The sequence below is a fragment of the Psychrobacillus sp. MER TA 171 genome (genome assembly GCF_023713305.1).
GTDB lineage: Bacteria > Bacillota > Bacilli > Bacillales_A > Planococcaceae > Psychrobacillus.
Window position 1 is genome coordinate 1 of sequence record NZ_JAMAWN010000008.1, and the last position, 24,358, is coordinate 24,358.

Consider the following 24,358-nt stretch of genomic DNA (forward strand, 5'->3'; position numbering starts at 1 on the left):
TTCTTTTTTAAAAGCAGAAAAATGAGAGGTTTATTTGGTATGCGCAAAAAGTGTTCATTTGGAAAGTATCACTTAAGTAATTTCCAATTCATTTCTTTTTTTCGCTTGACATATTACCACTGGGCTTAAGAAACTTCCATAATTGAACTATCAACAAGTGTACTTCTGATCACAGTGGCATATTCATCTGCAACAATTCTTGCTCCGGTGCTGTTTAGATGTATTCCGTCTAAGGTAAGTTTTAAACCGCGCTCGTTTGATAATCGATCAATCCTTGCTTCACTTTTGTAGAAAAATACATCGAACATAACTCGAAGTGGATTAGTTGCAATATAAGTGGAGCTGTTCCTGTTAGCCAATTCTTTCTCAAAAATCGTTTGGAGATTCATATAATCTATTAGCTCTTTTTCACTTAAAGACTGGATAAGATCAGATAATTCTTTAATTTCCTTGTTAGTCTGATTTTCAATATGTTCACCTACTATAGAGGGTGAAACCGTCACCACCTTCTTGGTAGAAGGCATCACTATTTTTAAAACTTGTTGGTAAAGCTTTATAAATTCATCATGATTTTCAGCTACTGGCTGTGCTTGAACCTTCAAAAGCTTTGAATACACGTCATTCGTACCAATCCAAAGAAATGACACATCAAAATCAGCATCTAAACCAGTTTTTATCAGACGACTATATAGACTTTTTACAGTCTCCCCTGGTTTTCCAAGATTCACAAACGAATCGCTCGGAAACTTCTCTTTTAAAATATTTACAAACGAAACGCCAGGTCGTCCCTCAGTTAAGCTGTCACCAATTAATGCAACTTTCATATCAGTTTCCCCTTTTCTTTATTGAACTTAAAAATATAGTGATTGCTTGTTCAAATAAAGGCTCAAGTGACTGTAATGGCTGTGTATTGGTCAATTGACATAATCCCCCGAGCCAAGTTCCTAACAGAGCAGTCCATTCATCAACATTGCCGTTTTCGAACTCATCACATTCAATTCCTTCTATAAAGATTGAACGATAAGAGCTCATCGGCACTACCGCAAGTTCATATAACTTTTGGACCGATTCCAATGATGATTTAGGATTAGCTGCTAACTCCTCTCCAGCTTTAAGCAATGGAGTTTGATAATTGTACAAAACATGCTTGGCCATTCCGTACCATTTTTCAGTGGCTGATGAATAATTTTGTTCAACATCCGTCCATTTTGAATACCAATCATGCATGGAATTCTGTGCTAATAGGACAAACAACTTCTCTTTGTTTTCAAAATGATAGTAAATGTGACCTTTACTAAATCCAGAAGCTTTAGAAACATCTGCGATTGAGGTCTGATTGTAGCCATGTAATGAAAACAATTCAAAAGCCTTTTCCTTAATGATACGTTTTGCCTCTTCGCTGTCATAACGCCTACTCACTACAAAATAATCTCCTTTCGTCAATTTGAACGACCGTTCTAATTTTATTGTATGATTAATTCCTCCAAAATAAAAGTTTATTTTCTGAATTTTTAGCTTTATTTTACAAAATAAAAAAGAGCAACAATGTAGAGTTACCCTTCTAATAGAAATAATAATTCAAGTTTGTATGTCTCCATTTATTTTGGATACCCATTCGTATTGAATGTCAGGTAAATTTTCTTCGTTTTCATGTCCTCTACTTATCACTTCAAAGCCATGTTTTTCATAAAACTGCTGTGCATTTTTATTTACCTCAAATGTGTACAATGTTAATTTCCCACTAGATTTCACTTTTGCTTTATCTAGTAATGCTCGACCTATACCGATTCCTTGATACTCTATGTGAATATATAGTTGGCTTATTTCCCTGTCATTATAGGCGATTATCCCAACTACTTCTTCATCCATTAAAGCTAACTCTATTTGAAATTGTTCCGTTAAAATATGATTTAAAAAATACACGTGTCTTTCGAAGTCGTGAATTTCTTTTTGGCCAATAGCCTGTTCCTTACTTTTCCGCCACATATCCACTGTTTGTACGGCGTACTTAGGGTTATACGGAATAGTTTTGAGCTTATGGTGTAGCATATAATACCTCCTTAAACATAGAACTATTCTTCACAAAAATTATCTATATTTGAGTGGATGTAGTATCCAGCCATGGTGACTTTTCCGTTACTAAATAAATTGAAAGATTTTGTCTCACCTTCATTATTTTCGAGTGTAGAGAGATGCTCCAGATCAAATTCCATCTCTTGTGTACCTTCTCTTTTTGATTCGTTGATTTCCCTAACCACTTTATTAATGGTTTTTTCGTTTTCAATTTCTATTATTTCACCTTCTTTACATTCAATTGTAAGTTTAACCATCTCACCATTTAATAATGGTTCATTGAATTGACTACAGGAGCATAAGAACAAGATACATAGGCAATAGAGTGACATTCTCTTCATTTTTTCATCTCCTAAAGACTTAAAATGACTTCTAAATAAGTTATAGTGTCCCATAAACACCCAAATTCAGACCTTAAACATGAAATGTGCCCTGTTTCTAGTACCACTATTGGATCCATTCCATCACAAACAATTTTTGTTCTTTCGCATTTGAAATAGCCAGTATATAACTATTATCCTCTTCCAATTTATAAAAATATTTATCCTCTTCTTCAAAAGTCACAGGATTCTCTTGAAATAACATATTAAACTGCTGTGTATCCTTATTAATATTAGCCACATCTTTTTGAAACTTTTTAAGGTGTCCAGATACAGTGTCAAAGGAATCTTCATTAATTGAAATCCAACCATCTTTGTCCTCTAATTTCTTTTCAATAGATTTATAATGAAGTACATGAAATACTTCTCCCTCGCTAGGAAATCCATTTCTTGTATGAAAGACTGTTTCTATCTTGATTGGCCTTGGGATTCCTATCTCCCAATTCAACTTCCATTCGGTATATTGGGAAATATAATTCCAATTCACTGTTATTAAAACTATTATTAATAAAAGAACTGGAATCCAAATAAGTAATTTCTTTTTCACCTAATCTCTCCTTTAATATAAGTAAGAATTCTATTGTGCATCCCCAATATATGATAGACAATTTTTTAATTATCTCGAATTCGATCCCATACTCCATAAGCAAACACTAAACAGCCCGTTTAAGAAGAACGATAACAAAATAATCTCTATTGAAATTACATTTTCACTACTAAATACTAGCCAAGTAAATATGCCAATGTAGAATGCAACAAAAGCAAATATTGCTCTGATGTTGTTCTTTACTATTCTTATTAGGCTATTATTCATAGATAACTCTCCTTAAGTCCAATTCATCTTCACCACTTGGTTTGCATGCTGAAAAGCAGTTTATGAATTAAATTTTAACATAATTAACCAAATACTATTCTATTATTAAACTGTTATTTACATCTCTCATCTTACATAATCAAAAGTAAAAGCCCAAAAGACGACATAATCGCCTTTGAGCTTTCCTAGTTATTTATATTTCTTCTGATTCCTCTATCGGATCACTTATTAAACTTGCCAATACATGCACTCGTAAAATAATTCCTTTCATCGTACCTTCCTCGTCTGTAACAACGAGAGGATACTTGGAATCAAGTACCTGTTGTATTAAATCTTGTACATATTCTTCTGGATGTACAGTTTTTACTTCCTTCGACATTGCTTCTTGCAAGGTTTTCTTTTGTTTCATCCCTTCAATAGCCTGGTCGATGGTAATAATACCTTGTAGCTGTCGCTTTCTGTCAACTACAAACGCACTCGAGTTACCATTCTCTCTCATTACCTGGATTGCAACATTTAGTCCATCCTTTAAGGATACTAATCCATTTGGCTTAGACATGATATGCTCAGCTTGAAGAATTTTAGTACGATCGATATCGCGTATGAATTCGGAAATATAGCTGCTAGCCGGATTTTCTAGAATTTCTTCTGGCGTACCAATTTGCTCTACTTTCCCGTTTTTCATAACAGCCACACGGTCACCAATTTTAAATGCTTCGTTGACGTCATGTGTAATAAAAATAATTGTTTTTTGCAGACGATTTTGGATATCTAAAAGCTCTAGCTGCATTTCTCTACGGATTAGTGGGTCAAGTGCACTGAAGGGCTCGTCCATTAATAGGATGTCTGGATCGTTCGCAAGGGCTCTTGCGATGCCTACTCGCTGACGCATACCGCCAGAAAGCTCATCTGGATATTGGTTTTCATATCCTTTAAGACCGACCGTCTCTAAATGCTTCTGAGCAATTTCCTGACGCTCCTTCTTGGACATACCTCTAATTTCTAATCCATACTCTATATTTTCTAATACTGTACGATGACTAAACAGTCCAAAGTGTTGGAATACCATTGCTATTTTCTTTTGACGATAGAATTTTAACTGTGTCTTATTGTAATCGACCACATTTTCCCCATCGACATAAATAGCACCTGAGGAAGGTCTATTCAATAAATTCAAGCAACGGATTAGGGTAGATTTCCCACTTCCAGAAAGCCCCATGATGACGAAGGTCTCTCCTTCCATGATTTCCATAGAAGCATTGTACACTCCAACTGTATGCCCTGTCTTAGCTAATATCTCTTCCTTTGGTACACTCTTCTCTACCATTGGGATAATTTTTTTAGGGCGTGGTCCAAATATTTTGGATACATTTTCTAGTCTTAATTTTACTGTCATGCTACATCCCTCCTATGTTTCTGAAGGCGATTTGCAATTCCTCCGGTAACTCGGTCGATGATGATCGCTAGAAAGACGATACTAATTCCGGCTTCAAAACCAAGGGATATGTCAATTCGGTTAATCGCAAAGAGTACTCGCTCTCCAAGTCCCTGTGCCCCAACCATAGAACCAACAACAGCCATTGCAAGAGCCATCATCGTTGTTTGATTGATACCAGCCATAATTGTAGGTAAGGCTTGTGGTAGTTGAACTTTCATGAGCATTTGAGAGGAAGAGGAACCAAATGATTGTGCAGACTCTACAATTTCTTTATCTACACTTCGGATCCCTAATTCTGTTAAACGGATTACTGGTGGTAACGCATAAATGATTGTCGCAATAACTGCTGGTACATTTCCTAGTGGAAAGAAGAAAATTACTGGTATTAAATAGACAAAGCTTGGCATTGTCTGCATTGCGTCTAATATTGGGCGCATGATTCTGGACATGGACTTACTAAAAGCCATTCCAACGCCTAGCGGAATGCCTATTACAAGAGACAAAATTACGGAGATTAGAACGATGGAAATCGTGGTCATCGTTTCCGGCCACAAATCAAAGGAGCCTATTAAAAAGATAAATGCCCCATAAAGCAATCCTCCATAAATATTATTAAAATACCACCCTATTAAAAAGATGATAACAATAAATAACCACCATGGTATTGCTAATAGACCTGCCTCTAAGCCTTTAATCATAGAGGAAGAAATAATAAAGATAAAATCAAAGAATGCATCAAAGTTTGCGGCTAAAAAATCTACGAATTTTTCTACTACATCCCCGATTGGAAAACGTACATCTGGAAATTCTGTCATATAGTAGGACTGCAAAACATACAGTCGCAGGTCACCTCTCTTTTAGTTAGATTGAGTTATGAATTATTTTAAAGAAGCTTTAACTTTTTCTGCCACTTCTTCTGACACCCAAGCTGTCCAAATATCTTCATACTCTTTCATCCACCAAATAGCGGCTTCATCTGCTTCCACATCATTTTCTTGCATGTAATCTAAAGCACTTTCAGTTAAATCATTGCTAGTTTCATAGTTACTTAAAAAGTCTACTACTTCCTTAGCTTGTGTTGGTAAATCTTTATGAACAGCAACCACTACATCATTCGGAGGAAATTCAGTTCCCTTCGAATCATTCCATGTTGCTTCATCGTATGGTGCGTCTTCTAATAGAGTTAAATCGTAGCTTGCTGTTACCCACGTTGGTGACCAATAATAACCTACCCACGGCTCGCCTTTTTTATATGCGCCCGCTAGATCTGCAACAATGGCAGAATCAGAGCCGGGTGCTAGATAGTTATATTGTTCGTCAAGGCCATATGTTTCAAGTTTCGTCCCCAAATACTCACTTACTACCCAACTGGATGGAGCACCGACCACTCGGCCTTTACTGCTATCTTCGGGATCTTGGAAAATTTCTGGATACTTCTCTAAGTCTTGAACCGTTTTTAAATCCGGTGCGATTGGTTCAATACCTCGTTCTGCATCTCCTTCTATCACGTAAGTTGGAACATATAATCCTTGCGCGTTATCAGCGAAATTAGTAGCTACCTTTATGATATCTCCACTTTCAATTGCTTTTTCGTAGACATCTTTAATGTTATCGGTCCATACTTCCATATAGACATTTATGTCGCCCTTTTCAAGTGACTGCATGGTTGCCGCCGTTGTTCCACTTGTTACTTCGGTTTCATAACCATAACCTTCTTCGACGATTGTTTGAGCTATGCTATTGTGTAGGCGAATACTATCCCACCCCGCATCAGCAAACTTAATCACCTCAATATTGTCCTTGCTTGTCTCACTGCCACAGGCTGCAAGTACTAAAAGCGTGCAAAGTGAAAAAAATAACATAATCTTTTTCATTAGTTTGACTACCTCTTTTCATTCAGTTTTTAAATTAGACGCTCGATCGTTCCTCCTTCAAAATCTATAAATAATTGCTAAAATCCTATACAATTAAACTTCCCTGAATTTGGAAATTAAAGGGCGTCTAATTTATAACTACTAATACTACTAAAAAAATTTGTATATTGCAAATTTAATTAATAAATGATTGTTATTATTCTATCTTTATCTGAATATTATGTATCATTTTTCTAGTTATTTATCATTAAGTAATTAGTAAACCCTAGACAATCTATTCATATAAATAACGACGTAATTATTAATTATTTGTGATAATTCTTTTATTGTACGAGGGGGGACTTTGTCTAGGAAAAAGTAAGAAGATATTTAGAGGAGATTTTGAATTTATCACCGCTCGGGGGAGGTTTATCACCGGTAGGGTTTATTTTTATATTTTTCTCACCCCACAAAACATAAAAAAGCCATGAACGCTATGTTCATGGCATCTCTTGCACTTTAAACCACTCTGTTTTCTGGTACCCGTTCCTCTAATGCATCTTCAATGGCCTTAGCATTTATTTGCATCATAGCAAGTCTTGTATAAATACTGGCACTACCGATATGGGGTAGGACCGTCACGTTAGGTAAGGTTAAAAGTGGGTTATCTAATGGGACTGGCTCCGTTTCAAAAACGTCTAGACCTGCAGCCCAAATGCTTTTGTTGACGAGGGCATCATAAAGCGCCTGCTCATCAACTATTCCTCCTCGTGCCACATTAATAAGAGCTGAGGTTTCCTTCATCATTTCCAATTCTTTTTTACCAATTAATCCTCTAGTTTCTGGAGTGAGTGGAGTCAATATAACAACAAAATCCGACTCCTTAAGTAGTGTCTCAAGCTCCACATATGTAAAGTTATACTGTTGCTCAGATTCTAATTTTCTTGTTCGATTATGGTATAAGACCTTCATATCAAACCCTTTTGCACGGCGTGCGACTGCTTCACCGATACGCCCCATACCTATAATTCCTAAGGTTGATCCAAAAACGTCCATGCCGGTCAGTTGCATAGGCGTCCAAGACTTCCATTTCCCTGCTCGAATATCCTGCTCCGCTTCTGTAATACGACGGGCAGTTGCTAGTAATAAGGCGAATGTTAAATCTGCTGTAGTTTCCGTTAACACGCCAGGCGTATTGGTTACAATAATCTCTTTTTCTTTTGCAGCCTCGATATCAATATTATTATAGCCGACCGCAAGATTAGATATAATTCTTAGATTTGGTAGGCTTTCTATCAGTTCCCGGTCCACTTTATCCGAGAGAACGGTCCACAAAGCATTACAATCCTTTGCCTCTTTTTTGATATCCTCGTACTTCATTGGAATTTCTTCGCTATGCCACATAATGACTTCAAATTTTTCTCTTAGTGGTTGTACGATCTCTTCCGGTAACTTTCGAGTAATAAAAATTTTATTCATTTAGCATCCCCCTGATGATTTTCTGATAATTTAAGCATCGCTGATTTGAGAAAAGAATTCAACTGTATTTACAATAATATTTTTATAAGCTATACTGTGGTCACATAAAAAAACATATTGTGTAAATCTTACATAATTGGAAAACTACATACCGTTTCTGCACTAGGGGTGCCCACTTTGGCTGTGATGAGAGCTTTTTAAGCTCCGATCCCTTATTACTCGATCAGGATAATACCTGCGTGAGGAAGTGCGGTGACTTTCCTTTTTTCATAAGGTTAGTGGCTGCATCTTCACGGATGTAGCTTTTTTTTATGAAAAATTTTAGGGAGGTTTTTAGAATGGAATGTGGTTTAAGTCCAATTGTAGGGTTTCGCTTTTCCCTACATCCAATGAGCAACGAGTTTATAAGTATTATTAAGGGGGCAGTACAGGATACAGACACATCTAATGTATGGATGCATACAGATGACGTTTCAACTGTTATTAGAGGAAAACAAGTTCATGTCTTCGATGTGGCTAAAGCAATAACTTTAAATGCAGCAAAAACAGGGGTACATGTGGCTCTCTCTGGAACATTTTCAGCAGGCTGTCCTGGTGACACCTCAGCTGACGTTTATTTAGAAAGAGGAGATGAAGTTGCAAATAATGATGGGACTAAACAATATGTATCCTCCCAATTCGCCTTATATCCAATGAATAATCCAAACTACATGGATGTTATCTACAGAGAGATTCAGCAAGCGAAAGACGCTGGTGTATTCAATGAGTCCATGCATTATGCAAGTGGCATCCATGGGGATATTCATGATGTATTCGCCTTCTATGAAGCAACCTTTAGTAGAGCTAGATCAGAGGAGCACAAGCATTTAGTAATGACTGTATCCATGAGTATTAACAGTCCTTCTCATGGAGATCATCTTCATGCTTAAATCATGGAAGTTGAAAGAAATCATATTAATGTCGATTTTTGCAGTAGTGTTTGGAATTGTTTATTTACTATTCCTACATGTCGGGAATATTTGGTCAGGATTTATTGGACCAATCGCGTATGAATGGATTTTTGGAGTATGGTTTATCGTTTCTATTATCTGTATGTATATCATTCGCAAACCAGGTGCTGCTGTAATCTCTGAAACTATTGCAGCTGCGATAGAAGTGCTTTTAGGTAATGCTGTTGGACCACGTCTCATTCTCTCTGGTGTTATTCAAGGCTTGGGTGCAGAGGCCGTATTCGCAGCTACTCGCTATAAAAGATTTGACCTATGGGTATTAATGCTTGCTGGTGCAGGATCGGCAGTGTTTAGTTTTGTATATGGATATTTTTTAGGAGGATTTACTGTTTATACTACTGGATATGTCCTTTTCATGCTCGCTGTTCGTATATTTAGTGGGACGTTAATTGCTGGTGTAGGCGGTAAAGCCATAGCCGACGGATTACTTGCAACAGGCTCGTTAAGAGGATACTCTATCTCACGCTCTAAAAAAGGTGATGCACGTGTCTAATGTTATACATCTCGAAAATATTTCTTTTTCATTTCCTGATGAAGAGGTTCCTGTATTATCAAATTTTTCGATGTCTATTGAACAAGGTGAGCGTGTTGTGATTACCGGTCCAAGTGGCTGTGGGAAAAGTACATTGCTATATTTGTGTAACCGCCTCTACCCTGACAATTGCGATGGAATAGTTTCCGGGAAAATAGAGCTTTTTGGGAAGGACAGCGATTCTTATCGACCAGGCGAGGTCAATCATCGTATCGCTACCGTCTTTCAGGATCCAGATGCGCAGTTTTGTATGCCAACCGTTGAGGAGGAGCTTGCCTTTACTTTAGAGAATTTACTAGTAGCGCGAGAGGACATGGATTCAAGAATTTCAGAAGTATTGGAGGCAACCAGGTTAACCGCTTATCGACATTCCATCATTCAGTCACTTTCTGGAGGAATGAAACAAAGAGTCGCCACGGCTTGTGCGCTCATTATGAAGCCAGAGGTTTTATTGTTAGATGAGCCGATTACGCACTTAGATCCTTATACTGCAAAACAATATATTGAATGGTTGGATACACTGCAGCAAAGCTCTGGATTAACGATATTAGCAATTGAACACAAGCTAGACCTTTGGGAAGATTTCTTTCATCGTCGAATTAGATTAAAAGAAGACAGAAATTCGCTTATAGACGATGTTAAACGGGATAACAGGGTCCAACAGGAACTATCCCTACAAGTAAAAGGAGTTAGCACCCATGGTTTTCTTCAACCAAGCTCGTTTTCTTTACACAAAGGAGAGGTCGCAGTACTAGCGGGACCAAACGGCAGTGGAAAATCCACATTATTAAAGGCTCTTTCAGGAGTTCTGCCAGCTGAAGGCAACGTCCTGCCAAGCTTGTTAGGCTATGTACCACAGTCACCAGAATTTTTGTTTGTTACAGGAAGAGTAAAAGAGGAGGTCTCTTTTGGCGGAGGATCAAACACAGAAGAATTGCTGGAACGACTTGATTTATCTAGCATCTCTGAGGCCCATCCATTTTCTATCAGCCATGGACAAAAACGTCGCCTAGCTATAGCCGTTATGCTTTGCCAGAACCGGGAAGTGATTTTGATGGATGAACCAACTTCTGGTCAGGACTCTGCTAATCTGACAGAACTTTTAAAAGTCGTAGATGAGCGTTCTAGGGCAGGTACTACTTTTCTAATCGTTACCCACGATATGGAATTTGCGTATAAGGTAGCTGATTCCATCTTATTGATGAGGAACGGAGGAGTGACAGGGAAATATAGTGCGACCAGCTTCTGGGATAAGAAAGATTTAATGCTAGAACATCAATTACTTCCTCCTAAGCGAGGTCCTGTCTATGCGTGCTAGCCTTCATAGGATGAATCCGTCCGTTAAGTTTGTGATCGTAATGATTTGCATGCTTTCACTAGCATTCTTTTTCGATCCATGGACACCACTAGTTTTTTGGTTCAGCATTATGGTGATGCAAATATTCTTAAGCAATATATCCTGGAAAAACTGGTCCTTGCTGATGCTTCCTTTCGTAATCGCAGCTTTTGGTTACCTTTGGACCACTCTTCTATTTGCAGAGAGCGGGACTGGAACTGTTCTTTGGTCCATCGGTTCTGTCGATATAACGGAAAGCCAATTGAACCATGCCTTATCCTTAAGCTTTCGGGTGTTGGCCTTTTCTAGTCTAAGCCTATTATTTGCTCTAACAACCGACCCAATTATATTTATACGGAGTCTAATGCAGCAGTTGAAGCTGTCTCCTAAAATTGCTTATGGTATTATGGTTGGTTATCAATTTTTACCGCTTTTAAAGGACGAGTTTATACAAGTTCAACAAGTACAGAAACTGAGAGGACTAAGCGACGACTCCAATGTTTTTAAAAGACTGATTGGTTTACGTCGCGTATTGATTCCTATGCTTTCTGGGGCTGTTCGTAAGGCTGAAAGAGTGGCGTTCGCAATGGAAGCAAGAGGCTTTACGGGAGAACCTAGAAAAGTCTTTTATCATGAAGTACCTATTGAAAAGAAGGATTTTATACTAGCGTTCTTGTTTATTTGTGTTTTACTAATTAGTTGTATTAGTAGTTTGTGGCTACCTTAAAAGAGGTGTCATCCGATATGGATGACACTTCTTTTTGAATGGACGTAACCCCATCCATACTCTCTAAGATAATTTTTGATTCACTGTCTCTAAATACTCCTCATCCTCTATCAATTTAAATAGAAAGAAGTCTATATTTTTTTGCAACGTGAGGCTTTGTAACATCGATAAGTCATCTAACATAATGACCATCTCCATTCTCTCTCCATTCTTTGTTTCCACATAAATCGTCTGGTTAAGTATGAAAGCTGTTGAACCACCTTTTTTACCTATGTGGTGGAATTTTTGTTGATTACTTTCATGAACAAGTGGCCATTCCAATATATCCCTTAAAGTATTAGTGACACTTGGGGAAAATTCATTGTTTGACACACTTGAAAGGATATTCCCATAGGTGGCTGCAGAAGCTCCGATTAGTCGGTCAGACCAGATCCGTTGAATATCCATGGAAATCTTAGATGCATCTGTAACTGCAAATTGTTTGAATTTCAATTGTTGACTTACTTCGATTGCTAAAGAACGATATTCTTCCATAGACATTTCGTTAAGTCTATTTATTAAATCTTTATTGCTTAAATTCTCCTGCTCCTTTAGGTAGCTCGAGATAGCTAGTCCTCCAACAATAGGGTAAACCTCTTCATGGTTTTCTATGTTTAACTCTTCCATCCTATTATTGATTGCATCTAGACCCAGCAAATCCATAAGGTATTCGGTGTTAGCGTTTGAGCTAAACTTGATCATTCCTTTTGCTACTTCCTGTAGCGTTGGTTGTTCTGTTTCCAAGCTCTCTATCCAAGCCTCATGGGCTCCCCCATCGGTTTGGGGAATATAATAAACATTTAGGTCATCTAAATCAATAATAGTAGCAGGATCTACTTTTCCTTCTTCTACCTGAAAGGCATATTCTAAAGCAACCATTATTTTCACAACACTTGCAAGTGGCCTAACTTCTTCATCGTTGTGACTAATGTGTACTTCACCCTCCTTAGCAAAATAGAGGGATGTTGTTTCTGGATTTTCTATAAGATGCTCTAAGACTATGTCAGAATCCGTCTTTCCAAAGAGATCTCCTAATAGCCAATAAACCACTCCGCCTATGACAATAAACATACAAGCATAAATAACGATCATTTTTTTCGTATATGTTTTTTTATCTAATAATATTGCAAGTATAAAAAGCACGGCAATTCCAATCCAAAGATTAAAGCTATAAAATATATGTGCGATTATAATTACCACTAAGGTGACCATCGTTATAACAATTCCAATAATGTCCCATTTACTAAGATTTTTCGCGCTCTTCAAGGGAAGAAGTGTAAAAAAAGCAAATATCCCAATACCAATCCACGTATAAATGCTCATCGTATCCTCCTAATACTTTCTTTTTAAAACGATTATGTTAATAGCGTGCCAAATCATTAATCCCGTCAATAGAAACCATATTGCTAGCTTGTATGATTCGTAGCCTATTTCACTTATATATGAGTCATATAGCTCAATCACGAACCATCCAAAGGGGGCAAACGGAAATATGATGCTGTAGGATTTGTGAGCGATTGTGTTGCCCCTTTCATCCTTTCCTTCACTACTCCATTCAAATTTGAAGCTTATATAGCAAGCAATAAAAAAGATAATTACATAAACAAGCCTTAATATAGCAAATACAACCTCCGTCACTTCTACTCCCCCTCTTTCTTATATTGAAATACATCCGTTAAATCCACTTCAAATAGCAATGCAATGTCAAAGGCTAGCTTTAACGATGGATTGTACTTGTTCTTCTCAAGCGAAATGATTGTTTGCCGACTTACTCCCAATAAATCCGCCACTTCTTTTTGGGAAAGACCCTTTTCTGCTCTTAACACTAAAATCCTATTGGTTATATGTCTCTTACCTTCCATGTTCTGTCACCTCACACAAATTGTAATATATTTTTTACTTAAAGTAAACTATTTTTTACATTTTGTTAGAATTATATTACATATTCCACTATTCAGAAAAGAAATGTATGATTAATGTAAAAATAGTGGAGGTCATAACATGTCGTCAGTAGCTCTATTAAGAGGGATCAACTTAGGAAAGCTCAACAAAGTAGATATGAAATCGCTAAAGCTTCTTTTTGAAGAGTTAGGCTTTCAAAATGTGCGTACGTATATTCAAACGGGAAATGTTATTTTTGATGGTGGAGGTTGTAGCGAGGAAAAACTGGAAGAAGCATTAAGGAATACCTATGGTTTCGAAATACCTGTTGTAGTGAGGCCCAAAGCAGAACTGGAGGAAATAAGTAAAAATCCACTCTTCTTAAATGACCAAACCTTCGTCATGTTTCTGCGAAAAGAAATTACAAACGATGAGTTTTCTATTTTAAAGGGAATTGTAGAGGATGATTTTACTGTCCTACATAATCGAAACTTGATCATCCACCATACTAAAAATTATCATCAAACTAAATATACAAACAACTTTTTTGAAAAGAAGCTTCAAATGGTATCTACAGCTAGAAATAAAAATACGGTAAATAAAATATTGGAGCGAATGTAACCTTTTTAACATAAGAATTACTTATCCCTTATCATGATTTATATAAATTTTTATTATCAAAAAATTCACATTATAATTAAGTTAATTCATAAGGGGGTATGGACCATGTCATTTACATTTAAACGAATTGATCACATTCAATTAGCTGCTCCAAAGGGCTGTGAGGAAGAGGCACGCAGCTTCTTCACGGGAATATTAGGATTAAAAGAAATAGAAAAACCACCACTTCTAAAAAAGAAGGGGGGCGTATGGTTCGAGCTGGGAAGCTATCAAATTCATATCGGAGTTGAAGAGCCTTTCTCTCCAGCAAAGAAGGCACATCCGGCTTTTGAAGTTGAAGACCTTGAAGCGTTAAAAATGCATTTAACCGATCAACAGGTAAGCTTTAAAGTAGATACAGAACTACCAGGGGCTAATCGCATATATATTAACGATCCATTTGGTAATCGTATCGAGATATTAGAATGGATGTAAGAAAAGGATAAACTAAGTTTTAAAAAAAACGCCTGTGAGAATTTAATCCCACAGGCGTTTCTGTTATTTAATTATCTTGTACTTCGTTACGTTTTTTCTTAAATAGCTTCGATAGAACCTCGTAAACGATTGGAACGATGATTAATGTTAGTAGCGTAGAACTTGCTAGACCACCAATAACCGTGATACCTAATCCTTTCGAGATTAAACCACCGCCGCCTGATCCTACTGCTAATGGTGCAAGTGCCCCAATGGTTGCAATAGCTGTCATCAAAATTGGACGTAAGCGAGTTGCACCAGCTTCAAGGATCGCTTCACGCATATTCATACCTTCGCGTTCCATATGAATGATTCGGTCAACTAATACAATGGCATTCGTGACAACGATACCAATCAACATGAGAAGACCCATCATAACAGATACGGATATTGTTTCGTTTGCAATCCATAGACCTGCAAATGAACCAATTACTGCGAATGGTAATGAGAATAGGATAGCTAATGGTGCAATACCTTCACCAAATGTTACTACTAATATAAAGTAAACAATCGCAATTGCTGCAAGCATTGCTACTCCAAGCTGAGTGAATGTTTCATTCATATCTGCAGTTACACCGGCAACCCCAACCGTTACACCTTTAGGTAAGTCTAATTTTTCAATCGCTTTATCTACATCTGCAGATGCTTTTGAAATATCATCATCTTGAATTGTAGCGGATACAGAAGCATAGTATTCACCTTTACTACGAGCAAGCGTATTTAGAGCGTAACCCTCTTCTACTGTTACTAATTCAGACAATGGCATTGTAGTTCCCATTGCTGTCGGTACTTCTCTAGCTAAAATATCATCAATCGATTTAGGTGTTGCTGTTTGTTCTTGCTGTACGATAACCTCTAAATCATTTCCTTCTTTTTCAACTGTCGTTAATACTTCCTCCGTAGTGGAAGGACTCAACATCCCAACGATTTGACCAGTTGTTAAACCGTACTGCAATAATTCATCTTGAGCTACTTGGAATGTATACTCTACGTAGCTGTCTTCAGCACTCGAAGAAACATCTTCTAATCCTTTTGTTTCTCCCATTACTTCTTCAACCATTGCAACAGCTTCGTTCAACTTATCTAAATCTTCACTATAGAATGTATAGCTAATTTCATTTGTCGACATGGACATACTTGAGAAGTTTTGGCTCTTCCATTCGCCAGTTTGACCAATGTTGAACACATATTCCTCGATTTCCTCACGAGCACCTGGGAAGTCTTCCATATCCTCATCAAAGATCAAGTACATTAATGCGCCGCCTGAACCTCCGCCCATCATTGCAGTCATGTCATTTGCGCCGTCACCGTTGATAGATACTTGAGTGATATCAATATCCTTACGTTTAAGCATCTCTTCTTCAACTTTAGTGACGTTTGCCAATGTGTCTTCTTTTAGCTCACCAGCTTTTGGAGTGTAAGTCAAATACATTACTTTTTCTTCTTCACTACCCAAGAAACTGAAACCGATTAACGGCGTAAGCATCAAGCTACCTACTAGTAATGCAACCGATACAAGCGAAGTAATAATTTTGTGGTTTAATGTCCACTCTAGAACTTTTTTATAGCTACCAGCTAACTTACCTTGCTCTTTATGATTACTTTCTGTTTTTTCAGCGTACAATTTCTTCTTAAATAAGAAGTGTGACATTGCAGGTACAATTGTAATTGCTACTAACAGTGATGCACCAAGAGCAAATGTCATTGTTAATGCGAATGGCATGAACAATTCTCCAACCATACCACCTACAAAGATTAATGGAGCAAATACCGCTACCGTTACCAATGTAGAAGAAAGGATTGGTTTGAACATCTCAATCGTTGCTTCACGAACAAGGGCACGGCCTGTTAATGGTTCGCCTTTTAAGTGAAGGCGTCTATAAATGTTCTCTACAACAACAATCGAGTCATCGATTACACGTCCAATTGCTACGGTAACGGCTCCAAGTGTCATAATATTTAACGTAATATCTAACCAATTTAATAGCAGTAATGCCATAAAAATAGAAACTGGTATAGACACAATAGAAATAATTGTAGATTTAAAATCACGTAAGAACAATAGAATAATCAGCACGGCGATTAATCCACCAAACAATGCTTTTTCAACCATTGTAAATACTGAATCTTCAATAGGAGCACCTTGGTCTAAGGAAACGTCAATCACTAAACCATCAATGTTCTTTTCTTCTTCTGCGATTAAATCTTTCACTGCATTTACTACTGTTACAGTGTTAGCATCTGGATTTTTTACAATTTGGATTGCAATTGCATCTTTCCCATTTGTACGGGAAACCGATTCTACTTTACCAACCACTTCAATAGAAGCAATGTCTCCAAGTTTTACAAAAGGAGATGGGTTTGTAGCAGAAGGTGTAACAGGGATAAGCATTTCTTTCAGTTCGTCGGCTGTCATGAACTTACCGTCAACCGCTACTGCCTGCTCGCCTTCTTCAAACTCAAATAATCCTAAGGATACTGCCATATCACTTGCTTGGATCATTTGTTTTACTGTATCTTGAGTTACATCTAGTTCGGCCATTTTTGCTTCGTCATATGTAAGCTCTACTTCTTCAATATGCTGGCCTGTTATAGTAGCAGACCCAACACCATCTATTTTTTCAATTTTCGGTAGTAAAATTTCTTCTACTGTCGATGTTAGCTCTACGATATCTTCTTCTGTGCTACTTACGCTTAGGGCTGCTACCGGCATCATATTCATGCTTATTGCCGTAATAGTTGGCTCCATTGCTCCTTCAGGTAAGGAGATCGTATCCAATGCAGACTCCAATGCGCGTTTTGCTTCATCCATGTCTGTGCCATATTCGTACTCTACTTGAATATTAGACATATTCGAATAGGAATTGGAATATACCGATTTAACATCCTCTAGTCCTTCTAACGCTTTCTCAAAAGGCATCGAGATATCTTCCATAACTTTTTCAGGAGTCGCACCTGGATAAACATCCATCACCATTAAGAATGGGATCGAAATATCTGGAATGGTCTCCATCTTCATTCTTGTACCTGAATAAATACCGGAAACAGTAATGATAATAGTCAATAACCATACCGCTAACTTATTTTTTAGTACAAAATTCACTAAACCTTTCACACTTGCACCTACCCTCATTTGACTTATCAAACTCATTTATTTATAATAATGACTAATTGGTCATTTGTCAACAATAACCATTGGGAGCGATAAGATATGGTAAAGAAACAATTAATAATGGATAAAGCATTAGAACTTTTTGCAAAGCAAGGTTTTGAGGCTACATCAGTCCAACAAATCACTGACCATTGCGGCATTTCTAAAGGTGCTTTCTACCTTTCCTATAAATCCAAAGATGAGCTCATCACTTCTTTGGTAGATTGCTTTATGAAGCAGATTATTTCAGAAATTGACTACTCGGTCAAAGAATGTTCACATTCTGACGATATGCTATATACCTTTTTCTACACTGCCAACAAGGCATTTCAAGAAAACTCTACTTTTGCTAAAATCTTCTTCAAGGAACAGACACATACGGTAAATGATGATTTATTAAAAAAACTAACTTATTATGACAATCTATTAAATGAAATTATTCTTTATATGGTAGACAAGTTAGATTTAACTTATGAAGAAACAAAATATGACTTACTTATTTGCATAAAAGGCTTTATGAAAATATATATCGACCTCTATCTATTCTTTGAATTACCAATTGATATAGACACGCTAACTAAGTCACTTGTAGAAAAGACGAAAGTATTAGCAAAACATTCAACGATTCCTTTAATCTCAACAGATAGTGCTCAAATTATGCAAAAGGTTATAAAGGAAAACACCGATAAAGATATGCAAATACTTGAGTTAATCAATCAGATTCTACTAGAAATAGAAGAGCCAATCGAAAAGGAAACGCTTCAAATTTTAAAAAATCACCTCCTAACCGAAACTCCGAGTCTCGCACTTATAAAAGGTCTTTTAGAGAATATTAAAAACCACCCTCAATGCAAGTGGGTTTCCTACTTGATTAGAGAACAGTATAAGCTTTAAAAAAAGCGTCTGACCAGTTGTGTAACTGATTAGACGCTTTTTATATGACTATAAAAAATCTCACTTTAATTTTAAAGCCTTTGCATATGAGTTTCTTTAAAAGATTCTTGGTACTTTAATCCAAAGCCAAAAAGTCTATCCATAAAAATATGGGCTACCCAAATAATAGAAATTATAAGCAAATAATCTTTTAAAAAGTAGAAGTAACCTAATGTTAAAAGTATAGGAAAAATAAAACTGTGACCAACATTATAAATGGTTGCACCAATTTTATTATTAATTGTATAACCGATCATCGTAATATCAGGAACGAATAATAGTAAAAAAAACAACCAGATTGGAAAGTCCAGCTGCATATAAATAAAAAAGGAAATCCCGAAAGCTAATCCGTTTTCGAGGCGAATTATATGATTGACCTTCACTTCAACACCCTTTCTATCCTTAGAATTCTTCTTATCTTTCTTTCCTGATCAGCTATTTTAAATGAGGTCAAAACATACTTTTTATTAGAATGTTCTTTATTGAAGGAAGCTGGTGATAATCTTGGTTTTTCAATTTTAGCTGCCTCTGATATTCCAAAAATATATTCAGCATGTTTCCTTCCATTTCTCAAGAATATAACTAATCCCAACAATTAAAAATAACCTCTCCATTAGTATTCGGACGCCAGTGCTTTACATTTTTTAATTCAACCTCTGATAAATCATGGGCGTTAGGATTAAACTGCTCATTTAAAAAACCTGCTTCTAAAACTGTATAATATGGACTCAGCTCAGTGAACAAATTATCATACTCTATAAATTGTAGCTGGAGTTCATTTTCATATAATACAATGGCTGCATATGGAAAATACTGATGCAGTAGAATCGACACCACTTTTTTATCTACCTCAATGTCCATACGAAAATAATTCAATGGGTAGCTAGGTGAAAAAAAACCAATTATTTTACCATTAATCTTTCTAGCAATTTCGTATCCTAACTTTTTAAATAGGTTTCCATCCATCTCATTCATTTCAATCATACTATTTGCTAAGCCTGTAATATTCATGGGGAGTCGCATTTCATTCACACCTTATACATGCATTTACTTTTTAACTTCATAATGTAGTTCTACAAACTGGTTGAAGGTTCTAGTTCCTTTCAATATAAGGTCTAACTGATAATCTCCTTTATTGAATAATGGAATTCCTTTTCCGATGATAGTTGGGGCTACTGTTAAAATAATTTCATCTACTAGCTTTTCTTTTAAAAATGATTGTAGTAATTTGCCTCCGCCTACAAGCCATATGTTACTTCCTTCTTGACTCTTCAGTTCGTTGGTTAAACCCACGACGTTTTTATTAGTAAATTTAACATCTTCGGTATCTTCCATAGTGGATCTTGTAAATACGTAACATTCTTTATTTTTATATGGGAATTCTCCTGATTCATGTTTTACTATCCAGTCATATGTTTTTTTACCCATTAAAACGGTATCTACCGTCTCATAAAACTCTGATATTCCATTATCACCCTCGCCCTCTACATTAAATAGCCAATCTAATGAATCATCTTCCGTAGCTATATATCCGTCTAAGCTAGCCGCAATATATAATACTAAATCTCGTTTATTGTTCATCTTATCCCCCCTAAAATTAATTGACTTCATTACTTTCTATCATAACAATATTAATCCTTTAATATTCAACTGACTTAGGTGCATTGGATCCTTCCTATTTTAATTTATATAATAAAATACCATGAACACTTGGTCCATGGTATTTACCTAAGATTTTAAGCTATACATTACTCTAACAGGTTTGTATTTCTTCTATATTATAGATCATCAAAACCGTTGTCGATTGCATTCACCTTTACATACTGGCGAGACTTTTGTTCGAAGAAATCTGTTTTAGTGCCGTCTATGTTGTCTGCGTATGCTCGAATCCATTTCATTGGATTTTCTACATACTCAGGATAAATCTCGTTTAGCCCAATTAGTCGTAGCATTTTATTGGCGCGGTATTTAATATACCCTTGCATATCTTCTATATCGATTCCATCGATATCATGTAGTACATAATTGGACCATTCTATTTCTAGTTGGACAGATTCTTTAAATTGCTCATAGACCCACCCTATAAATTCATCGTTATTTAGCTCTGGATTTTCAGCTAGCGTTGCTCTGAATAACTCTGATATAAAACGGCCATGCTCTAGCTCATCTCGGTTGATGTAGCTAATCATCGTAGAAGTACCTACCATTTTGTTATGACGAGCAAGATTATAAAAGAAGGCAAAGCCAGAATAGAAAAATAGCCCTTCCAATAATGTTGTATAAGTAAGCGTCTTTAATATGTTTTCCGTCGTTGGGTTCTCTACAAATTCATTGTAGTACTTGGCAATGTTTTGATTGCGCTTAATTAGCACTTCATCCGTTCTGCCAAAATCAAATGCCTTGTTTTGCTTATCCAGCGATACAATGGATGATAAAACATAGGAATAGCTTTCATTATGTACGGCTTCTTGCTGTGCAATGACCGCCATAATGGATTGTACCGATGGGTCTGTTGCATATAGGGAAAGCAATAAAGCTGTACGCGTTTGAGGTGCATCTAATGTCGCTAGCAGGCCAATGATTTTTAAGTACGCATCCTGCTCCGAATCACTCAAGCTACCAAATTGCTTTATGTCATTAGACATATTAACTTCATCCGCTTGCCAGTAATTCCCGAGTAGACGCTTGTACATCTTATGCCAATGTGGATACGCAATATCATTCCAATTTAGTATACCGCTTGATTGCCCATTAAATATTCCTGTTGATTTGTTTGGATTTCTTGGTTCTAATGTTTTTGCCTTTTGCATGATTTAAAACTCCCTCTAGCCATTTAGTGACAATTTTCTCTTGACTTCCTCTTGGTGACTGTTCAATTTTTAAGCCTTGGAATGGACTGTTACAATAGCAAACTAATTTGTCCACCGCCCCGCAAAATAGCTCGTCTCCTCCAAATTGGGTATCCCCAGATCCGAATATATAACTGTTTTCTGGTCGATATCCTATTTCTCTTAAAAATTCCTTCATTTCATCTGGAATACTTCCCTGATCCCAAGTAAAAGTCCCTAGAAATACTAGGTCATATAGTTGTAAATCTGGTAGGACTCCGATACCAATACAATATATCTCTACCTGATACTCGGAATTCTCCAGCTGATTTTGTAAAAGCTCTGCTATTTCTTCCGTATTTCCGCTATAGCTCAAATAACATATAATTGCCTTCATCAGCTCGAACAGGACTCACATTCGATAAGTTCTATCGAGGTGGAACGTACGTAATAAGTCGTTTTTAGCCCACTTTTCCAAGCTTCTAAATGTAACGAAAGTAATTCCTTTGCCTTTATCGTGTTTTGTACATATAAATTTAAGGAGACCCCCTGGTCAATATGTCGCTGGCGTGCAGCGTTTTGCTTCACCGTCCAATGCTGATCAATGAAATAAGCAGACTTATAAAACCACGTAGTCTCTGAATTTAAATCTGGCACTGTAACAGGAATTTTATAATCCTTCTTCTCCTCTGCGTAAGTCTTTTGAAAAATTGGGTCAATACTAGCGGTACTTCCCGCCAAAATTGACGTAGATGAATTAGGAGCAACTGCCATTAAATAGCCATTTCGAAGGCCTACTTCTGCGACCTTCCTGCGAAGCTTATTCCATTCGTCTCCTTCATACTGACGCTTTTCAAAATAAGCACCCGTTTGCCATTCCGAACCTTCGAATAAAGGATAAGCACCCTTTTCCTTAGCAAGACTTGCGGATGCCTGAATAGTTAAAAAGGCAATTTTTTCATATAGTTTATCCGCAAGTTTAACCGCTTCCTCTGACTCCCAACGAATCTGCTTAAGTGCGAGTAAATGATGCCATCCGAATGTTCCAAGGCCAATACCTCGATACCTTGCATTTGTGCGCTCTGCCTGTGGTACAGGTATCATATTTAAATCGATGACATTATCTAGCATGCGTACTTGAATATTTATCAGTCTTTCTAATACATTTGCTGGTACTGCCTTCCCCAAGTTAATAGAGGATAAGTTACAAACAACAAAGTCCCCAGGTTTTCTACGAGTGACAATAACATCATCCTCTAACTGGATCGATTCAAACGTTGTTGCGCTCTGATTTTGAAAAATTTCTGTACAGAGGTTACTACTATAGACCATTCCCTCATGCTTATTTGGGTTGCTACGATTTACTTCATCTCGGTAAAACATATATGGTACCCCTGTCTCTAACTGAGAACGCATAATTCTTTTCATCAAGTCGATTGCTTGTACAGTTTCTCGCGATAGGCGTTGGTCATTCACACATTCCTCGTATTTTTCCCGGAAGGATCCTTCTCCTCTTTTTTCATCATAGAAATCCTCCAAAGAATAACCCATTACCTGACGGACCTCATGCGGATCAAATAAATGCCATTCCTCCCTTGCATCTACCTTCTCCATAAATAAATCCGGCAAGCATATACCTGTGAAAATATCATGCGCTCGAAGGCGATCATCTCCATTGTTTAGGCGTAGATCTAAAAACGTAAAAATGTCCTTATGCCAAGCATCCAAATAAACAGCTACGGCCCCTTGTCGTTGTCCAAGCTGATCGACGCTGACTGCCGTATTATTCAACTGTTTAATCCAAGGGAGAACTCCACTAGATGCTCCCACGAATCCTCGTATAGAAGAGCCACGGCTACGCACCTTCCCCATGTATACACCGATACCCCCTCCAAATTTAGATAGAGTGGCTACGTCTGTATTACTGTCGTAAATACCTTGCAGACTATCATCTACCGTGTCAATAAAGCAGCTAGAGAGCTGTCCATGTGGCTTTCCAGCATTAGATAAAGTTGGAGTTGCAACCGTCATATATAAATTGCTCATTGCCCAATAAGCTTCTTTTATTTTTTCAAGACGGTTTTCTTTTTCGTCCTTCATAAGTGTCATAGCTATAACAAGCCAGCGCTCTTGTGGCAGCTCTACAATATCCTTATTAAAATCCTTCGCTACATAGCGATCTAAAAGAGTTTTTAAGGCTATGTAGGTAAATAGGGAATCTCTTTTGGCGACAAGGAGATTTCCTAGCTGCACTAACTCCTCATTCGAATAGCTTTCCATAATAGAGGGATTATATATTCCCTTTTTAGAAAGGATCCGTACGTTCTCTGCAAATTTTGTATAGACGGCATCAGCAGTGGTACCTCTCCGTTCTGCTTGTTGCGAATATACTTCTGCTAAATAAATACGTGCAGCCACAAATATCCAAAATGGCTCCTGTTCATCTAAAAAGCTAAGTGCCTCTAGAGACATAGCCTTAGACCATGCCGCAATCGTACCTTCTGGGTGTTTTTGTAACCACTTGTGATTCGACTTAACTAAAGGAGCTATCTTTTCTCCCCCAAATTCTACTATTAACTGCTGTAATACCTGCTGTTTTTCTGTATTCGTAATAATTGCCAATTTAAATTCCTCCCTATTCTCTTATATACAAAAAAGCGATGCCTCTAGCCTCTTCGGCTGAGTCATCGCTCATGATTTTAAAGTAGGAAACAACAAGACATATCGTTCGTTTTAAGATAGAGTCTCTC

28 protein-coding genes and 1 riboswitch are annotated in these 24,358 nt (G+C 37.1%); of the genes, 7 read left to right on the top strand and 21 right to left on the bottom strand.

Features of this window, described 5'->3' with window-relative positions; all coding sequences use genetic code 11:
• Nucleotides 1–125 precede the first annotated feature (125 nt).
• From M3627_RS09150 to M3627_RS09195, 10 genes are all read right to left on the bottom strand, one after another.
• Entirely contained in the window at nucleotides 126–824 is a 699-nt protein-coding gene (locus M3627_RS09150) for an SGNH/GDSL hydrolase family protein (RefSeq protein ID WP_251555048.1), read from the bottom strand.
• A gap of 1 nt (nucleotide 825) precedes the next feature.
• A complete protein-coding gene (locus M3627_RS09155; RefSeq protein WP_251555052.1) occupies nucleotides 826–1,419 on the bottom strand; it encodes a TetR/AcrR family transcriptional regulator in 594 nt (197 codons plus the stop codon).
• A gap of 159 nt (nucleotides 1,420–1,578) precedes the next feature.
• Nucleotides 1,579–2,049, bottom strand: coding sequence for a GNAT family N-acetyltransferase (locus M3627_RS09160; protein ID WP_251555054.1), 471 nt, complete (start codon nucleotides 2,047–2,049; stop codon nucleotides 1,579–1,581).
• A 23-nt stretch (nucleotides 2,050–2,072) separates the two neighbouring features.
• Nucleotides 2,073–2,414, bottom strand: a complete 342-nt coding sequence (locus tag M3627_RS09165; protein ID WP_251555056.1) for a hypothetical protein — start codon at nucleotides 2,412–2,414, stop codon at nucleotides 2,073–2,075.
• Between the two features lie 106 nt (nucleotides 2,415–2,520).
• Nucleotides 2,521–3,000 (bottom strand): hypothetical protein, encoded by a 480-nt coding sequence (locus M3627_RS09170; protein ID WP_251555065.1) that lies wholly within the window; start codon nucleotides 2,998–3,000, stop codon nucleotides 2,521–2,523.
• Between the two features lie 69 nt (nucleotides 3,001–3,069).
• Complete coding sequence (locus M3627_RS09175; RefSeq protein WP_251555074.1) at nucleotides 3,070–3,267, bottom strand: hypothetical protein; 198 nt, start codon at nucleotides 3,265–3,267, stop codon at nucleotides 3,070–3,072.
• Nucleotides 3,268–3,460: 193 nt separating this feature from the next.
• A complete protein-coding gene (locus tag M3627_RS09180) occupies nucleotides 3,461–4,663 on the bottom strand; it encodes a quaternary amine ABC transporter ATP-binding protein (RefSeq protein ID WP_251555083.1) in 1,203 nt (400 codons plus the stop codon).
• The gene (locus M3627_RS09185) at nucleotides 4,660–5,520 is read right to left on the bottom strand and encodes an ABC transporter permease (protein WP_169360910.1); all 861 of its coding nucleotides are present in this window, start codon (nucleotides 5,518–5,520) and stop codon (nucleotides 4,660–4,662) included. The genes M3627_RS09180 and M3627_RS09185 overlap by 4 nt, the downstream gene beginning before the upstream one ends.
• Nucleotides 5,521–5,583: 63 nt before the next feature.
• Complete coding sequence (locus M3627_RS09190) at nucleotides 5,584–6,579, bottom strand: ABC transporter substrate-binding protein (RefSeq protein ID WP_251555085.1); 996 nt, start codon at nucleotides 6,577–6,579, stop codon at nucleotides 5,584–5,586.
• Between the two features lie 498 nt (nucleotides 6,580–7,077).
• Complete coding sequence (locus tag M3627_RS09195; protein WP_251555088.1) at nucleotides 7,078–8,037, bottom strand: 2-hydroxyacid dehydrogenase; 960 nt, start codon at nucleotides 8,035–8,037, stop codon at nucleotides 7,078–7,080.
• A gap of 154 nt (nucleotides 8,038–8,191) precedes the next feature.
• Nucleotides 8,192–8,300: riboswitch (TPP riboswitch) on the top strand.
• A 75-nt stretch (nucleotides 8,301–8,375) separates the two neighbouring features.
• Here M3627_RS09195 and M3627_RS09200 point away from each other — a divergent pair.
• Genes M3627_RS09200 through M3627_RS09215 form a run of 4 tightly spaced genes read left to right on the top strand, consistent with a single transcriptional unit; the run spans nucleotide 8,376 to nucleotide 11,642 of the window.
• Complete coding sequence (locus M3627_RS09200) at nucleotides 8,376–8,966, top strand: Ykof family thiamine-binding protein (RefSeq protein ID WP_251555090.1); 591 nt, start codon at nucleotides 8,376–8,378, stop codon at nucleotides 8,964–8,966.
• The gene (locus tag M3627_RS09205) at nucleotides 8,959–9,540 is read left to right on the top strand and encodes an ECF transporter S component (RefSeq protein WP_251555092.1); all 582 of its coding nucleotides are present in this window, start codon (nucleotides 8,959–8,961) and stop codon (nucleotides 9,538–9,540) included. The genes M3627_RS09200 and M3627_RS09205 overlap by 8 nt, the downstream gene beginning before the upstream one ends.
• Nucleotides 9,527–10,897: an ABC transporter ATP-binding protein gene (locus M3627_RS09210; RefSeq protein WP_285841685.1), complete on the top strand. Its 1,371-nt coding sequence runs from the start codon at nucleotides 9,527–9,529 to the stop codon at nucleotides 10,895–10,897. The genes M3627_RS09205 and M3627_RS09210 overlap by 14 nt, the downstream gene beginning before the upstream one ends.
• Entirely contained in the window at nucleotides 10,887–11,642 is a 756-nt protein-coding gene (locus M3627_RS09215; RefSeq protein WP_251555097.1) for an energy-coupling factor transporter transmembrane component T family protein, read from the top strand. Before M3627_RS09210 ends, M3627_RS09215 begins: the two co-directional genes overlap by 11 nt.
• Before the next feature lie 63 nt (nucleotides 11,643–11,705).
• Here the strand turns inward: M3627_RS09215 and M3627_RS09220 are convergent, their stop codons facing one another.
• The 3 genes from M3627_RS09220 to M3627_RS09230 are packed head-to-tail and all read right to left on the bottom strand — an operon-like array spanning nucleotide 11,706 to nucleotide 13,543.
• Nucleotides 11,706–13,004 (bottom strand): serine hydrolase, encoded by a 1,299-nt coding sequence (locus tag M3627_RS09220; RefSeq protein ID WP_251555099.1) that lies wholly within the window; start codon nucleotides 13,002–13,004, stop codon nucleotides 11,706–11,708.
• A gap of 9 nt (nucleotides 13,005–13,013) precedes the next feature.
• Nucleotides 13,014–13,319 (bottom strand): hypothetical protein, encoded by a 306-nt coding sequence (locus M3627_RS09225; RefSeq protein WP_251555101.1) that lies wholly within the window; start codon nucleotides 13,317–13,319, stop codon nucleotides 13,014–13,016.
• A gap of 2 nt (nucleotides 13,320–13,321) precedes the next feature.
• Nucleotides 13,322–13,543, bottom strand: coding sequence for a helix-turn-helix transcriptional regulator (locus M3627_RS09230; RefSeq protein ID WP_251555110.1), 222 nt, complete (start codon nucleotides 13,541–13,543; stop codon nucleotides 13,322–13,324).
• A 139-nt stretch (nucleotides 13,544–13,682) separates the two neighbouring features.
• On the opposite strand from M3627_RS09230, the gene M3627_RS09235 reads away from it, so the two are divergent.
• Both M3627_RS09235 and M3627_RS09240 read left to right on the top strand, forming a co-directional pair.
• The gene (locus M3627_RS09235) at nucleotides 13,683–14,183 is read left to right on the top strand and encodes a DUF1697 domain-containing protein (RefSeq protein ID WP_251555112.1); all 501 of its coding nucleotides are present in this window, start codon (nucleotides 13,683–13,685) and stop codon (nucleotides 14,181–14,183) included.
• A 105-nt stretch (nucleotides 14,184–14,288) separates the two neighbouring features.
• Complete coding sequence (locus M3627_RS09240; RefSeq protein WP_251555114.1) at nucleotides 14,289–14,657, top strand: VOC family protein; 369 nt, start codon at nucleotides 14,289–14,291, stop codon at nucleotides 14,655–14,657.
• Between the two features lie 67 nt (nucleotides 14,658–14,724).
• On the opposite strand, the gene M3627_RS09245 is transcribed toward M3627_RS09240, so the two are convergent.
• A complete protein-coding gene (locus tag M3627_RS09245) occupies nucleotides 14,725–17,811 on the bottom strand; it encodes an efflux RND transporter permease subunit (RefSeq protein WP_169360899.1) in 3,087 nt (1,028 codons plus the stop codon).
• A 96-nt stretch (nucleotides 17,812–17,907) separates the two neighbouring features.
• On the opposite strand from M3627_RS09245, the gene M3627_RS09250 reads away from it, so the two are divergent.
• Nucleotides 17,908–18,741 carry a TetR/AcrR family transcriptional regulator gene (locus M3627_RS09250; protein WP_169360898.1) on the top strand — a complete coding sequence of 278 codons (834 nt, stop codon included), beginning with the start codon at nucleotides 17,908–17,910 and terminating at the stop codon, nucleotides 18,739–18,741.
• 71 nt (nucleotides 18,742–18,812) lie between these two features.
• Here the strand turns inward: M3627_RS09250 and M3627_RS09255 are convergent, their stop codons facing one another.
• The 7 genes from M3627_RS09255 to M3627_RS09285 all read right to left on the bottom strand — a co-directional run bounded on the left by M3627_RS09255 (nucleotide 18,813) and on the right by M3627_RS09285 (nucleotide 24,230).
• The gene (locus tag M3627_RS09255) at nucleotides 18,813–19,163 is read right to left on the bottom strand and encodes a DUF4260 domain-containing protein (RefSeq protein ID WP_169360897.1); all 351 of its coding nucleotides are present in this window, start codon (nucleotides 19,161–19,163) and stop codon (nucleotides 18,813–18,815) included.
• Complete coding sequence (locus tag M3627_RS09260) at nucleotides 19,160–19,375, bottom strand: hypothetical protein (RefSeq protein WP_251555119.1); 216 nt, start codon at nucleotides 19,373–19,375, stop codon at nucleotides 19,160–19,162. Before M3627_RS09260 ends, M3627_RS09255 begins: the two co-directional genes overlap by 4 nt.
• Nucleotides 19,363–19,803, bottom strand: coding sequence for a hypothetical protein (locus M3627_RS09265; RefSeq protein ID WP_251555122.1), 441 nt, complete (start codon nucleotides 19,801–19,803; stop codon nucleotides 19,363–19,365). Before M3627_RS09265 ends, M3627_RS09260 begins: the two co-directional genes overlap by 13 nt.
• A gap of 24 nt (nucleotides 19,804–19,827) precedes the next feature.
• On the bottom strand, nucleotides 19,828–20,361 hold the full coding sequence (locus M3627_RS09270; protein ID WP_169360894.1) for a dihydrofolate reductase family protein: 534 nt from the start codon (nucleotides 20,359–20,361) through the stop codon (nucleotides 19,828–19,830).
• A gap of 197 nt (nucleotides 20,362–20,558) precedes the next feature.
• Nucleotides 20,559–21,590 carry a ribonucleotide-diphosphate reductase subunit beta gene (locus M3627_RS09275; protein WP_251555124.1) on the bottom strand — a complete coding sequence of 344 codons (1,032 nt, stop codon included), beginning with the start codon at nucleotides 21,588–21,590 and terminating at the stop codon, nucleotides 20,559–20,561.
• Nucleotides 21,532–22,005 (bottom strand): flavodoxin, encoded by a 474-nt coding sequence (locus M3627_RS09280; protein ID WP_251555133.1) that lies wholly within the window; start codon nucleotides 22,003–22,005, stop codon nucleotides 21,532–21,534. The genes M3627_RS09275 and M3627_RS09280 overlap by 59 nt, the downstream gene beginning before the upstream one ends.
• Entirely contained in the window at nucleotides 22,005–24,230 is a 2,226-nt protein-coding gene (locus tag M3627_RS09285; RefSeq protein ID WP_285841683.1) for a ribonucleoside-diphosphate reductase subunit alpha, read from the bottom strand. Before M3627_RS09285 ends, M3627_RS09280 begins: the two co-directional genes overlap by 1 nt.
• Between the last annotated feature and the right edge of the window lie 128 nt (nucleotides 24,231–24,358).

Coding starts and splice junctions, on each gene's coding strand:
- M3627_RS09190 (WP_251555085.1), bottom strand. CDS start 6,579: ATGAAAAAGATTATGTTATTTTTTTCACTTTGCACGCTTTTAGTACTT.
- M3627_RS09235 (WP_251555112.1), top strand. CDS start 13,683: ATGTCGTCAGTAGCTCTATTAAGAGGGATCAACTTAGGAAAGCTCAAC.
- M3627_RS09270 (WP_169360894.1), bottom strand. CDS start 20,361: ATGAACAATAAACGAGATTTAGTATTATATATTGCGGCTAGCTTAGAC.
- M3627_RS09150 (WP_251555048.1), bottom strand. CDS start 824: ATGAAAGTTGCATTAATTGGTGACAGCTTAACTGAGGGACGACCTGGC.
- M3627_RS09240 (WP_251555114.1), top strand. CDS start 14,289: ATGTCATTTACATTTAAACGAATTGATCACATTCAATTAGCTGCTCCA.
- M3627_RS09175 (WP_251555074.1), bottom strand. CDS start 3,267: ATGAATAATAGCCTAATAAGAATAGTAAAGAACAACATCAGAGCAATA.
- M3627_RS09160 (WP_251555054.1), bottom strand. CDS start 2,049: ATGCTACACCATAAGCTCAAAACTATTCCGTATAACCCTAAGTACGCC.
- M3627_RS09200 (WP_251555090.1), top strand. CDS start 8,376: ATGGAATGTGGTTTAAGTCCAATTGTAGGGTTTCGCTTTTCCCTACAT.
- M3627_RS09275 (WP_251555124.1), bottom strand. CDS start 21,590: ATGCAAAAGGCAAAAACATTAGAACCAAGAAATCCAAACAAATCAACA.
- M3627_RS09205 (WP_251555092.1), top strand. CDS start 8,959: ATGCTTAAATCATGGAAGTTGAAAGAAATCATATTAATGTCGATTTTT.
- M3627_RS09165 (WP_251555056.1), bottom strand. CDS start 2,414: ATGAAGAGAATGTCACTCTATTGCCTATGTATCTTGTTCTTATGCTCC.
- M3627_RS09265 (WP_251555122.1), bottom strand. CDS start 19,803: ATGCGACTCCCCATGAATATTACAGGCTTAGCAAATAGTATGATTGAA.
- M3627_RS09220 (WP_251555099.1), bottom strand. CDS start 13,004: ATGAGCATTTATACGTGGATTGGTATTGGGATATTTGCTTTTTTTACA.
- M3627_RS09210 (WP_285841685.1), top strand. CDS start 9,527: ATGCACGTGTCTAATGTTATACATCTCGAAAATATTTCTTTTTCATTT.
- M3627_RS09280 (WP_251555133.1), bottom strand. CDS start 22,005: ATGAAGGCAATTATATGTTATTTGAGCTATAGCGGAAATACGGAAGAA.
- M3627_RS09185 (WP_169360910.1), bottom strand. CDS start 5,520: ATGACAGAATTTCCAGATGTACGTTTTCCAATCGGGGATGTAGTAGAA.
- M3627_RS09195 (WP_251555088.1), bottom strand. CDS start 8,037: ATGAATAAAATTTTTATTACTCGAAAGTTACCGGAAGAGATCGTACAA.
- M3627_RS09215 (WP_251555097.1), top strand. CDS start 10,887: ATGCGTGCTAGCCTTCATAGGATGAATCCGTCCGTTAAGTTTGTGATC.
- M3627_RS09180 (WP_251555083.1), bottom strand. CDS start 4,663: ATGACAGTAAAATTAAGACTAGAAAATGTATCCAAAATATTTGGACCA.
- M3627_RS09250 (WP_169360898.1), top strand. CDS start 17,908: ATGGTAAAGAAACAATTAATAATGGATAAAGCATTAGAACTTTTTGCA.
- M3627_RS09230 (WP_251555110.1), bottom strand. CDS start 13,543: ATGGAAGGTAAGAGACATATAACCAATAGGATTTTAGTGTTAAGAGCA.